Genomic DNA, 12910 nt, shown 5'->3' with positions numbered 1-12910 from the left:
ACGTAGTCTCCGTCAAAAAATGAAACGCACTGCTATGGATAACAATTATATGCTTCGGGTTCTCAGTTGTTGTTTTCTTGACTCTACATTAGATTCTTCTAATTCCTTATGTCAAGCCTAATTGAGATGCTCTTACCCTGCTTTAACACCTTTATTTTACAGTCATGTCAATCCCTACGGTACTTTCTGCTTAGACCTTGAAGAACGTTTACGAATTGACCATGAATCGTTGGAGGTGACTGCATGAATAATCCTAGAACTCCAGCCAAGAAAAAAGCTCATGAATTAGCCAAATATCTTCGCTCAGAAAATCCCGATTATACTTACTTAAAAAGTGTATTTCGCTATTTGCGAGATGAATTAGAAATTTCAGTTCCCAAAACATCAACCAAACAATTACCTGATGTACCAACTGAAGAAGAAATTCAACGGTACTATGAAGTTGTTTGGCACACTCGCAATGTGCAAGATATGGTACTAATAAAAACTTTACTTTATACAGGAGTAAGAGTTAGCGAATTAATTAACATTCGTCTAGAAGATCTAGATTTTGCTCGTTGCCAAATTCGCATTAATCAAGGCAAAGGGAGCAAAGACCGAATTGTTCCGTTTCCTGTTAGTTTTAAGGAAGTTTTGGCGATGCACGTGGACTCTATGCAACGCAAGGATGCAACTTATCTGTTTGAGTCATCATGGAAACGCAAGTATAGTGACCGAGGTGTGAGAAAAATCTTAGAAAAGTATGCAACAGCTGCGGGACTAAACAGAGCCATCTCTCCTCATAGACTGCGACATTTCCTGCTAACGTGGCTGAAAAAGCAAGGAATTGATGATGCACTGATTCAACCTTACTCTGGACATTCGTCCCGGCAATCACTGGAAGTTTACTCACGATTGTCCATAGGAGAAGCCCAAAAAGAATACGACTCTGTGATCGGAAAGTTCCCTGTATAATACCTATGTACTATTTTAATGCTCAATCTCTAAACTAAACAGTTTAGTTTGCCCCTGGCCGCAGCTTCCGTAACACTACCCCGTTGACTGAGATTGAAGCGATGCTGGTGGTTGCAACCATAGCTTTGTCACTCGCACACTTAATGTCGCACTCCGAGCAGCACGTCTGGGTGTACGCTGTAACTCCAAGGTTAATTCACCCAATACTGGCATAAGCCGTTTACTTATTGATATGAGTGATTAAACGTCTTGATTGCTTGTTTTAGTTCTGGCGGTAACGATTTAGCTCTGACAGATTTTAAATTGACACATACGAGCCTGAGTTGAGCCGAAAATATAGTTTCCGGCAAAGAAAAAATCCTATCTTTAGCCATCTCCATAGCTTCGTTTGTAGGTAACTGCAAAGTTATAGATTGGTAAATTTTCAAACTGCTTTTTCCTATATCACTTACCTGGCTAATCACAAATAATTCCTGTTCAAGTAGGGCTGGACGTAAATAGTTAGCGTGAATTTCTGAGATAGCTAACGCCGAGCCAGAAGATAAGAGTTTTTCCAAGCTATAGCCAGATTTTTTCATGCCATAGGAACGCGCTCTTTCTAGGTATTTTAAGTAATTAGGATGATGGACAACTCCATTAGCATCTACATCTTCAAATTGCACAGTTAAGGAAAAGATAAATGGTTGCTGCAATATCATTAGTTCTTCAATCTGATGAAAGACGCTTGGCAACAAAAAGATTTATTTTGTTGAACAACAACTTTACTCATTCAGTCATCGATTTGATAGGTAACTATCTTGATTTAGACTTAACCAGGACGATTAAGATTTGGTCAAATCTGCTTCCAGAACGAGCTGTTTTAACCATCCTTCCACTTGAGACCAAAGCTTTTGCGGCGCTCGGCGATGAAAAAACCCAAAGTGTCCCATCTTTTCCAGCCCATAATTCTGAGGACTAATGATCTCATGACGTACAGTTGCTTTTACATAAAGACGCGCTAAGGCTTCAACGGCAGCACCAGGCGCATAGTCATCATCCGAAATTGTAATCGTAATCAAGGGACTCTTATAATCAGCGAATCTAGGTTCAACATTCTCACCATTAACATCTGTAAATACACCAATCCGTCCCCACCTTATCCATTGCAGCAGCACTTGGTTGGGACACGCTTGCGGCAATGTATATTTTGTAACGGGTAAATAACCAAAAATCCGAATTAGAAGTGGAAAAACCATGTAAGCATAGTGGGTTCGCATACGTGCCATCCCTTGAAACAGCTTGGGTACACCCCGTTGTGCAGATATAAGTAATGCACCATCAATATATTCGCGAACTGGGCTCTGCCCCAATAGCTGACCCCCGACACTGTGAGCGATCACTCCTAAAAATTGTGTTCCGGTTCGTCGCCTGACTTCAGCAACAGAGGCTGTAATGTCGAGATTGACCCAATCATCTAGGGTAACAGTGAAGTCGAACTGAGCATCTTTCGACGCACCTATGCCACGATAATCAAACGTCAGTACTCCCCACCCCTGTGCCGCAAGATATGCCGCAAACCACCGGAGATATCCTTGGGGAGCGGCTAAAGCTGGAATGAAGACTACACTGTATTTTGAGGCATTTATTCCAGCCCACCACCTGGCAGATAACTTGCGACCATCAGCTGCAACTATAGTAAGAGTTTCCTCTTGAAATCTTTGGAACGGCATAAATACTTACTTCATCAAGCTAGAAATTGCCTATACTAAAAATTGCCGATATCGAAACTGCTATCTTTCTTGCCTACGTTAAAGTCACAAGTGAGCTTGCTATAGACATCGAAATTTAAAACACAATTTCATTGAGATTTTTCAGTGTTACTCATCCCTGGTTTTCAAGTTCAACATCTTCGTCAAAGTTCTCCACGTTTAACTCTGACTTCTCATTTGTAGCATCGTATTTCTCCTGATATGTTTGGATGATATCGTTCAAGGGTAGATCTGAATATACCCCTCGGTATTCCACATACTCCATGTGCCGATGTCCTTCCGTATCGTACGAATGATAAAGCGAATCGTTCTGCCCGTCGAACTCTAAAGGCAATAGACGAAATCTCTCACACAACTTAATGTTGAAGGCTGGAGTTGCCTTCACCCATTTTCCAGCAAGTAGTATCTCAGTATATCCGTGCCAATAGAATATATCAGTGCCCATTTTCTCTCGTAATTTGGCTGTTGATAGATGATTCCGTACATCAGCGAATCCGAGCCTAGCTGAAATACCAATGGATCGGCAGCAGGCGGCTAATAGTATAGCTTTGGATACACACCATCCGCGCTTGTTTAGCAGAGTAGTGCTTGCTTTTATCCCTGCTATTGTCAGATCAATTCGGTACGGGTTATAGCGGATAACGTCTCGAACCGCATAATACAACCTGACAGCTTGCTCGATGTCTGAACCAACTCCTCCAGAATGCTGATGCGCGAAGTCCACTACAGTAGGGTGTGTTGACTCAATTGTTTGAGTGGGCGCAGTTAAGTTCATTGTAGTTGACATGTTTCATTTTGTCATAAAGCTTAACGGAAAATGGCTCGTATATCCAAAGTCTCTTATGATTGTAGCCGACAAGCAGCTTAAAAAAGAATTCAGTGAGCGGGTGTACAGTCTTTGAAACAATTGATATAACAGCTTGCCTCACTCCGGCGCAACTCGTGTTAGGCGTAATCCGAGTGAAGCAAGTCTTTTGGAACTAGCTTTGCCACGATTACTCAGGTGCTTGCCTATTGCGAAATTCCACCTAGCTGTTTTATCAATCCCATAATGTCCCAGTTTGTCCATTCTTCCACAATCTTACCCTTGGCAAAGCGCGAAATGTTGATACCTGAAGAGGTAACTAACTTGCCTGAGGGAGGAATGCCGTGAAAGTCACCCTGGTGTGTGCCACTTGATGACCAGCGTGTTACCACTTTATCATCCTCAGCGATTATCTCCTCGATTGTGATATGGAGATCGGGAAACGCCTTGCGGTAAGGGTTAGCACGTTGTATCAGGCTTTCCAAGCCTCGCCCAATATTGGGGGAAGCAGGATCGTGAGCAATGTAATCATCAGTAATCAACAAGTCAATTAGGTCGAAGTTCCCTCGGTTCCAAATCTCCTCAATAAAGCGACGGTAGTTAGCTTTGTTTCCGTCTGCTGAAGTAGTAGTTAGTGTTGACATAAATTTATTCTCCTTTTACTTATGAGAAAATACAAAAACCTTGGTTTAAATATAAAAAAGCCGGAATTTTATTTTGCTTATCATGCACTGATTTTATTCCTTGAACGTATCGATATACTCTACCGATGGTTCAACTTTTGGATACTGTTAGCGAATAATTTCTTAACATTAGAATATTTGCTAAACCTATTATTTTAGAGGATGTTGCATTTCCTTGACTTAATCCAACCAACAAAAAAATTAGGGTTTAAAGTATTAAATCATATTTTGCCAACAGCATCAATTTTAATGCTCATCACATATTTTGCCAACAGCATCAATTTTAATGCTCATCACATCTTTTGTTCGGACAGCTAATGTTAGGAGAATGGCTTCAACAACGCCAAAGAACAAGTCCATCACCACGATTGATAAAAATCCCTTATCTTGTTGAAAAAATAAAACTGCACAGCTAAAAAACGTTAAACCAAATATGCGAGAAGGAAAAACAGAAATCCAGGCAGTTGCAATGTAGCGGTAGGGCTCGATTGCACCAGGGATATAAAAAACGCTAATAATGAATAACAACATAGCAGATATGCGAACCCAAATAATTGGTGAGGGAATGTGCATCTGAAGTAATGAAAGAAGAAACTCTGGAAAGAAACAACCGAAAATCACAAAAAACATGTTAGCGATAATGCCAAGCCAGGTAACGCGACTAAACCATTTAGCGTAAGTGTTCATTCAGTTTTCTCCTCATTTAAATATCAGGGGTGAGGGAGTTAATTCATCGAAAACTCTGAAAATTCTTCGTTTGCACTTATTGAGCGTGCTATTCGTCTATAACGTTGAGTTGCCAATTTAGAATTTGATGGTTGAGAGTCTAGCATATGTCGAGCTACTGCATACTGCACACGGTGAAGATTTAAACTTTTTCCGAGCGTCTAAAACCTTGTTAAATAATCAAGCCCAAAACCTGTTTTCAAAAGCTAAGTTTTTAGCCGTTGGTAGTATCAGCTGATTGTAGGTCTTCTGTGGTTTTAGTGTTTTAGAACTTTACTTTCCGAGTCAAAATATCTTTGACCATCTTGAAATCGCCTAAAAAACTCAAAAGTGGGTAGGTGAAGGTGGCTGGCTTGTTCTTTTCAAAAAAGAAATGCCCAATCCAGGCGAACCCATACCCAATCAGCAGTGGAATTGGTAGATATGCCCATTGAGCAGTAGCCACCACTACGATTAAGACTGTCAGGCTCAGGAGCAGTCCGATGATGTGCAACCGTCTACATGTGCGATTGGTATGTTGTGACAGATAAAAGAGGTAAAATTCAGAAAAATTATTAAATTTCTGTGCGCTCATAAGGTCTGAAAATTCAGTAAATATTCGCTAATAATTCTCTACGGTCTGCTAAGAATGAGACAGGGAAAGCAGGGATCAATCATTCCAATATCTCTTGCAGACTTGTCAGGTTTTGACCTAGGTACAATCTTTTCTTAACTTTTTCAGTGTCCTGTGCATAAGTCCCAAAAATACAATCCAGGACGGAAGTGATCAGGCCGAAGTTTACATCGCAGCGTGCATGATGAATTCCATGACTTGTAGCACTTGAAGAAAGATTGCTCATCCCAAATGGTAGATACTTGAGTAAAGAATACAGGAATTCCATATTGGAATGAGCAATTGGGCTGGCGATGTAGTAACAGGTGAAGTAGGCGGCAATACCATAGGCGGATATAGGGATATACCACGATAGTAAAGTCGGTAATAAGAACCACCCACAGGTATAGAACACAAATTTTTCGATAAAAGAAAACGAGATGGCTGTCAGGGGTTGGTTAATGAGGGACAAATGGTGATGCTCGTGGATTTTCCACATAAAATCATTCTGATGCATCCAGCGGTGAGTCCAATAGAACCACACTTCAACCCAGATAAAGAAAACTAAAAAGGTCAGGAGGATATTTCCAAAAGATTCTGGCGAGAGCTTGATCAGACCCAACCATACTAGGATGGCAAGAACCATCGCATCAGTGAGTACAACCCACGCAGCTTTCAGTTCCCTAACTGTCTGCTCTTGGGGCACTTCAATATCATAGACACGAAGTTTTTGGATCGAGGGCAAGTTTTTGATCAGCATCAATATGCCAACAATCAGAAACTTTCCAAAGGCCAGCCACAGCAGTACGCTGAGTAACTCAGATGTAAACATGTCTAGTTTCATTTTTTGAGGGAGTAATTGTGGGACGCTGTGTCAATAATAGTTGTTCTCTCACAAGGTGTAGCGGATGATTCGGTAGCTACTTCAAAGGGATCGAAACTGCTATCTTTCTTGCCTACGTTAAAGTCAGAAGCAAGCCTGCTGTACGCGCCGAAAAAAGATGGCTCAATCGTTGGCTTGACTTGTTCATAAAATCCGCTTTCCTTTAGTAATTTATGAATTTTAGGCAAGCGATAACAAGGAACCCCAGGATAGAGATGATGCTCTAAATGATAATTAGTACCAAAATACAAAGCTGTCATCATTGGAGAAGTCCGACTCCAAGAATTATGAAATATGTCATCATTCGCGCCAGCATGATCAATATAGGACTGGCATCCTGATACAAATAACAAACCGATCATAGGCAGGGCAATGCAAAATAAGCCTGTGAGTGGAGCGTACAAAGTTACTCCCACATAAAGACTAATCCAAAATAAAGCAAAGGCAAAGTTAAGCCAACAAAGCTTACTAACTGTGGCCAGTTGAAAGGGCATTATGTAAGGAAATGGACAAGGACGACCTAATGCTGTGTTCAGGGTTGTCTTGAAATGATGAAAATTGAGAAGCAAACGAGCAAACAATAGCCGCTGCCACCATGTTTTTAAAGGTGCGAGTAGTTGAATGTCGGGATCTGAAGGCTGATTCGTAAAACGGTGGTGACTCCAGTGCCTCATCATGGCCCCCATGTCGAAATATGTCACTACCGCAGATGCAAAGAAAAGTCCCAATATTCCACTCACCAACTTATTACTGTGCAGCGACAGGTGAAAGCCTTCATGACCTATAATTCCCACAAGGAGAACGCCGTATCCAGCAATAATTGTTAAAGGGATGAGCAGCATAATTTTGAGTATCACAGAGTCAACGGATGTTGCCACTATTCTGCATAAAGATGCTGGCACAAGGAACAAGGCTACAGCGTAGACAATAAATATTGTGGTACCCAGAAGTGAGGGTCGGTACCATTCTGCTGGGATTGAAGGTCTTTTGATTGCCTGCATTACTATAATCAACTCCTTACGCAATAAAAACTAACTTCAATGCCTTGTTGGGTAACTCTGCGCGAACATTCAAGGAAGAACATCCGCGCGATTACTTACTATTCAGGAACTTAGCCCACTACAGCCATTGCTACCTTCTCCAAGGAGAGATTCACTTTAGGCGGCTCAGCTTTCTTCTTGTGTAGTAACCGAACTAGATCTTGACGGTTCGTTCCTACTGCTTTGAGCAGTGGAAAAATGCCTCGCTGAAGAAATTGCTGGGAGCTGATTCCCACGCCATCAATCCCAAGACGCCGATCATACTCTGGAATTAATCCAACTCCTGGCATTTGAAAGTGATAAACGACATGCGCTAAGTCAGCTAAGGTTCCTTCTCGATCCTCTTCCATCTCAAATTGAAGAACTTTGATATAGAAACCCATATGCGCTGCTTCATCCCGGCTGACATAGAAGTATATTTTCTCTAGTACTTCGTCGTTCTCTTGCCGTGCTTTCTCTAACTGAGTACGATAGATGAGAAATGTTGCTGACTCTTGCAGTGCCCCATAACAGGTCATCTGTCGCCGCGTATGAAACGGCAGGTTCCAGACTTTCGCAAAAATTTGCTGTTCAAACTCTGTGTATTGTTCTTCTGTACGTAGACCTGAGCGAATGAGGTACTCACGAAAGGTCAGTCCGTGCTTTGACTCCTCATAACCCCAGTTTGCTTGGAACCAAGCATGTCCAAAAATTGGGCGTGTTAGGTTAAAGCCATTTGCTGTATAGTCTGGAACGTACAACTCGACTCCACAAAATGTCTCGGCACAGATGGCTTTCTCTTCTGTATTCCTTGAGGGATCGAGCTTCTCCCAGGGAATGTCGTTCAAGGGATGCCAACGTCGCTTGCGCTCTGCAACATCAAAGAATTCCATATAAGCACGGTACATCTTTTCTCGATGTGTCAATGAAGCTCCCATTTTGATCTCCTTGATAGTTTTTATGCCAAGGCTTTCGCGTGTTCGCGAATCAAATTAACAAAGCCTTTAATAGTGCCAATCTGAGCCAGTTCATCATCTGGAAATTGAATTTCTAGCTTCTCTTCGATATATCCTGCCATCTCTAAAGCAACAATTGAACTGACACCAAACTCATCGAGTGTGCTTTCCATTGTCAATGCTTCCATTACCTGCATCTGTTCCGGAGCCGCAAACTCGAAAGCTTCCTTGAGCAGGGCTAAAATTTCATTGTTTGTCATTGTTTTTACTGCTTTTAAGAAAATTCTGGTAAACTTCAGTATCAGTCAACTCGGCGCAAGGCAATCTGCACCAGAGATTGGTAGCCTTTCTCAAATGCCCGTACACAGACGCTCAAATACCGTTGATACTCTTCATATTTCGCATCTCCCCAGTGTTCCCGAATAACCGCCTCATTATTCCTGAGGCGTCGTAACCACTCTGCCGTAGTTTTGGCGTAGTGTTCTCGCCGAGTTTTAACTTCCATGACTTCCCAGTAAGGGTTAACGGAAGCCACAATTGCTTCCAAACGTGGTGTGATTGCTCCAGGAAAAATTGTGGATGTCACCCAACTAATTTCCCGTACATCGTGTCGCTCTCTCGGTGCCTTCAAGCTAATGACACTTTGGAGAGCGAACCAAGAACCAGGGTTTGTCCATTCCCAAGTACGGCGGAAGTAGTCTCGATAAATCGAGATATGTTCACCAGTACGTGCTTGTTCTGGTGTAGCAACATGCTCAAACATGCCAATGCTGACCACTCCATCAAACTTTCTTTTGGGCTGATAATCCTTATATGACACACATTCAACAGACAAACCTGGAATCGGTTTAGCTTGAATTTCAGATAATTGAGCACGCGAGAGAGTAATACCCGTTACATCTTTAACTCCCATTTCCTGTGAAAAGAACTTTAATGTACCCCCCCAACCACAACCAATATCCAGCAGCCGCTTGTCTGGGGTGGCTTTTACCGCTTCGTAAAACCATTTGAGCTTGTTAAACTGAGCAGTCTCCAAATCATCAGTTCCTTCAAACAAAGCACATGTGTAGATCATGCGTTTGTCTAGCCATAACCGGAAAAAATCATTTGAAACATCGTAGGAAACTGCTATTTCTGTTTGCGTAGACAATGTAAAAATCTCCAATTTATTCAATTCATCTGCTATTTCGCTTGTTATCTTCCATACAGCTTTTTGTGGGCTAGCTCTGTCATGATGCCGACAACTTAAAGTTCGTGTGGGCTAGTAACAGCGTTATAATTGCTACTTCCTGATAAGTCTCCTTGCTGCGGTTCTTTTTGTAGTTGTTGCAACAGGGATTCTACTTCCGCGTTCAGACATTGGAATTTGGTTTTGTGTTGAGGATTCACACTCCAATCCATCACCACATCCAGGCTTCCAGCTAGAAATCCAGATCGACAAGCACTGCGTTGAATTTTGCCGCTGGAAGTCTTGGGAAGGCTTCCAGTCTTGAGCAGCAAGATCGCATAAACTTGTAGATCGTGCTGTTCTGAGATTGCTCGAAGAATCGCCTTAAACACCTCATCAGCGTTTAGGTTCCGGAGGTAATTTCGCTCTACCTCTTGGGCAATCACTAACCTTTCCTGATTGGCTATTTCGATTGAAAAGGCTGCTCCACAACCTAGACGCAGTGCTGGATGACACTGTTCTATTGTTTGCTCAATATCCTGGGGATAATGGTTACGACCTAGGATGATAATTAGATCTTTAAGGCGACCAGTGACGAATAGCTCACCATTTTGTAAAAATCCTAAGTCTCCCGTACGCAGAAACTGTCTCTCTCCTGTATCCGCTGGGTAGGCATGGAAAATCTGTTCTGTCTGCTCCGGTCGATTCCAATAGCCCTGAGCTACACTCAGACCTGATACCCAAATCTCTCCCACTTGTCCAGGAGGGCAAAGGGATAAGGATTCGGGATCGACGATGGCGATTTTCTGGTCTAACCAGGTTCTACCACAGCCCACTATCACTCGATTGCTCTCCTGCTTATCAGTAGCAGCCACTACCCGGTTCTGCTCCAGTTCTGTCCCCTTGACTTGGCAAAGTATGGGCGGTTCAGTTTTCAAACCTCCAGACACAATTAAAGTTGCCTCAGCCATTCCGTAGCAGGGGTAAAATGCCTCTCGGCGGAAGCCACAAGGTTCAAAAGTAGCGGCAAAACGCTCCAGCGTCTGGACTCGGACGGGTTCAGCTCCTGTGAAAGCGACATCCCAGCTACTCAGGTCAAGAGTAGCCCGCTGTCCAGGAGTAATTTGACGACAGGCGAGGTCATAAGCAAAATCAGGTCCGCCGCTGGTAGTAGCCTTGTAGCGGGAAATCGCCTGTAGCCAGCGGAAAGGCTTCTTGACAAAGGCTGTCGGTGACATCAGCGTGACCGGGAAAGCACCATAGAGAGGCTGTAGTATTCCACCAATTAACCCCATATCGTGGTACGGCGGCAACCAGATTACACCCTGGCTGTCAGGCTTATGCTCGAAACACTTATGTATCAGAGCCAAATTGTGCAGTAGATTGCCGTGACTGACCATCACTCCCTTCGGCATCCCCGTAGTACCTGATGTGTACTGGAGAAAAGCCAGGGTATCTCTGCTCACTTCTGGTTCCTGCCATGCCTCTGCCAAGCCGCTGGCAATACTATCCGTGGCTAGCCAGCGTAAGGCAGTCCTCTCTGCATTCTGAGCAAACTGACTTTCAATATTTGTTAACAAGGATGTAGTGGTGAGCGCAACTGCTGCCTGGGCATCTACTGTGATCGCTTGAAGGCGAGACATAGAACGGTTAGGTCGAGGTGGATAGGCAGGTACAGCCACAACTCCGGCATATAAGCACCCAAAAAAGGCTGCAATGTATTCCAACCCAGGTAGATAAAGCAACACTGCTCGCTCCTGTTTAAGCTCTAGCTTTTGCAGAAAAGCAGCTATAGTTCTAGCCTGTTGATCCAATTCTTTATATGTTAGGTGAACTATCTCTGTCTCACCATTGACCAAGAAGGTGTAGGCACATTTGTTAGGTTGTTGTTGTGCTCTGAACCGCAAAAGATCCACTAAGGTATCGCAATCAGTCATATTGTGCTTTTACCTATAAATTGGGCAAAAAGGATGCGATATACTTCACAACCCCATAGAACAATATTTGATTCATAACATTTAGATGGCTGATTGTGTCCGGGTGACAGAAATAGAAATAATCGAGAAGAAGAAATATTTGAAGCGAGGCGACTTGCCGCAATTTTTCAATACGTCCTTGTTTAAATCCCCAACTTTCAGGTATGGGGTTGCCCATTCCCTTTTAATTTGTGCCATAATAAATTACCTCTCGTTGACATAGCAAGGTTGGCGGGAATGCTGCATCTGGCTCTTGGTCGGGTTAAGCTGCAGCCACCATAACTTAAAATTCAAGCAACCAAATCCTTTAGAGCATAAAAAACACAAAGAGAAAGACTACTACGTTACATTTACAGGCTCTTCCTGCTTATTATCTTGAATGTGTTCCTCAATTGGTTTAGCTTTTAGTCTAAGTAATCTATCAAAAGTTTATACCTTGTATGTACACACCAGTATTCATTTGACAGATATTTTTGTACTTAATAAGCTTTGTAATTAATTTTGGTCTGATATGAAATTATTTGTGGGCGTCAAGAAACCCTAGCCATTGAAACAGTAGCATAAAATGCTGTTACTAAACAAGGTGTTGAGCCGAAATACAAGTAAAAACCTGCACCCTGGATCTGAAAAACTTTGCTGTATATAAGTTTGAGCGTTTTTGAAGCGAAGGTACAATAGACCTCTTGCATGAATAGTGTAAGCATGAAAAATACAGGTCAAAAAACAAAGAGCAATGAGCTACGAACAGGTAAAATACCTGCCACCACCAGAATTTAAACGGTTATGTGGAGTTCTATTGCCACGTTTGGGAAGATGGTAGAAGTCCATTCCTATAAAATTTTTCTTTCTCCTCTCAACTTAAAAGTATCAGAATAATTAATAACTCCTATGCATTAGTCACATCTTTCTTAACAAAAGGGTGAAGAGGTAGGATAGATGCATGGCAAGGGTTTGAGGGTAATTAAGACCGTAAAAAGTTAACAAAACTTAAGTAGCAACAACTAGTTAGATTTAAGATAAAAGTGATCAAAAAGTGGAAAATGGAGTAGAAAAGCGATCGCTTGAAGGATCTGCAAATAATAAAATGTGAGCGCGATCGCTTTGAGGGTCTGTAAAGAATAAAATGTGAGTGCGATCGCTTTAATGATCTCTGTGAAAGAAAAAGGATTAGGAATTTTTAACAGGTGTGAGTAAATAAAATAAACAGTGATAAGCTACCAGCGACTTCATGTAGAAAGAGGAAAAATGTGATGAGCTGGTGTCGATTAACACGATAGTTGTCGTCGTTAACAGGGTAATTGTCGGGAGAGAAAAAGAGCTAGAAGCAGACAATAGCAAGACTTAGAAGCGATGTAGTACGGTTTGGGAAAGATTAACACGCTAATTGTCGTCAGTTTTGG

14 protein-coding genes are annotated in these 12910 nt (G+C 42.3%); 1 reads left to right on the top strand and 13 read right to left on the bottom strand.

The genetic code is table 11. The features are described 5' to 3' along the window. Positions 1 to 243 precede the first annotated feature (243 nt). Entirely contained in the window at positions 244 to 954 is a 711-nt protein-coding gene (locus tag ACE1AT_RS19460; protein WP_374871261.1) for a tyrosine-type recombinase/integrase, read from the top strand. A gap of 75 nt (positions 955 to 1029) precedes the next feature. Here the strand turns inward: ACE1AT_RS19460 and ACE1AT_RS19455 are convergent, their stop codons facing one another. From ACE1AT_RS19455 to ACE1AT_RS19395, 13 genes are all read right to left on the bottom strand, one after another. Beyond that, the gene (locus ACE1AT_RS19455; protein ID WP_374871259.1) at positions 1030 to 1167 is read right to left on the bottom strand and encodes a hypothetical protein; all 138 of its coding nucleotides are present in this window, start codon (positions 1165 to 1167) and stop codon (positions 1030 to 1032) included. A gap of 11 nt (positions 1168 to 1178) precedes the next feature. Then, complete coding sequence (locus tag ACE1AT_RS19450; protein ID WP_374871257.1) at positions 1179 to 1652, bottom strand: acyl-CoA thioesterase; 474 nt, start codon at positions 1650 to 1652, stop codon at positions 1179 to 1181. Positions 1653 to 1775: 123 nt separating this feature from the next. Then, complete coding sequence (locus ACE1AT_RS19445) at positions 1776 to 2663, bottom strand: alpha/beta fold hydrolase (protein WP_374871255.1); 888 nt, start codon at positions 2661 to 2663, stop codon at positions 1776 to 1778. A 151-nt stretch (positions 2664 to 2814) separates the two neighbouring features. Then, on the bottom strand, positions 2815 to 3489 hold the full coding sequence (locus ACE1AT_RS19440; protein WP_374871253.1) for a transglutaminase family protein: 675 nt from the start codon (positions 3487 to 3489) through the stop codon (positions 2815 to 2817). Positions 3490 to 3713: 224 nt separating this feature from the next. Next, the gene (locus ACE1AT_RS19435) at positions 3714 to 4151 is read right to left on the bottom strand and encodes an ester cyclase (RefSeq protein ID WP_374871251.1); all 438 of its coding nucleotides are present in this window, start codon (positions 4149 to 4151) and stop codon (positions 3714 to 3716) included. Positions 4152 to 4436: 285 nt separating this feature from the next. Next, on the bottom strand, positions 4437 to 4877 hold the full coding sequence (locus ACE1AT_RS19430; RefSeq protein ID WP_374871249.1) for a hypothetical protein: 441 nt from the start codon (positions 4875 to 4877) through the stop codon (positions 4437 to 4439). A 304-nt stretch (positions 4878 to 5181) separates the two neighbouring features. Next, the gene (locus ACE1AT_RS19425) at positions 5182 to 5490 is read right to left on the bottom strand and encodes an Mpo1-like protein (protein WP_374871247.1); all 309 of its coding nucleotides are present in this window, start codon (positions 5488 to 5490) and stop codon (positions 5182 to 5184) included. Between the two features lie 79 nt (positions 5491 to 5569). Then, positions 5570 to 6340: a sterol desaturase family protein gene (locus ACE1AT_RS19420; protein WP_374871245.1), complete on the bottom strand. Its 771-nt coding sequence runs from the start codon at positions 6338 to 6340 to the stop codon at positions 5570 to 5572. A gap of 8 nt (positions 6341 to 6348) precedes the next feature. Next, complete coding sequence (locus ACE1AT_RS19415; RefSeq protein WP_374871243.1) at positions 6349 to 7269, bottom strand: fatty acid desaturase family protein; 921 nt, start codon at positions 7267 to 7269, stop codon at positions 6349 to 6351. 233 nt (positions 7270 to 7502) lie between these two features. Further along, complete coding sequence (locus tag ACE1AT_RS19410; RefSeq protein WP_374871241.1) at positions 7503 to 8171, bottom strand: acyl-ACP desaturase; 669 nt, start codon at positions 8169 to 8171, stop codon at positions 7503 to 7505. A 197-nt stretch (positions 8172 to 8368) separates the two neighbouring features. After that, positions 8369 to 8626, bottom strand: a complete 258-nt coding sequence (locus ACE1AT_RS19405) for an acyl carrier protein (RefSeq protein WP_374871239.1) — start codon at positions 8624 to 8626, stop codon at positions 8369 to 8371. A 41-nt stretch (positions 8627 to 8667) separates the two neighbouring features. After that, positions 8668 to 9516: a class I SAM-dependent methyltransferase gene (locus tag ACE1AT_RS19400; protein WP_374871237.1), complete on the bottom strand. Its 849-nt coding sequence runs from the start codon at positions 9514 to 9516 to the stop codon at positions 8668 to 8670. A 95-nt stretch (positions 9517 to 9611) separates the two neighbouring features. Beyond that, on the bottom strand, positions 9612 to 11471 hold the full coding sequence (locus ACE1AT_RS19395; protein WP_374871235.1) for a fatty acyl-AMP ligase: 1860 nt from the start codon (positions 11469 to 11471) through the stop codon (positions 9612 to 9614). Positions 11472 to 12910: the final 1439 nt, after the last annotated feature.

This window comes from Pelatocladus sp. BLCC-F211 (assembly GCF_041928655.1).
In the GTDB taxonomy this organism is placed as follows: domain Bacteria; phylum Cyanobacteriota; class Cyanobacteriia; order Cyanobacteriales; family Nostocaceae; genus Pelatocladus.
Note: the sequence above shows the minus strand (reverse complement) of the source record. Positions and strands in the feature narration are given on the sequence as shown.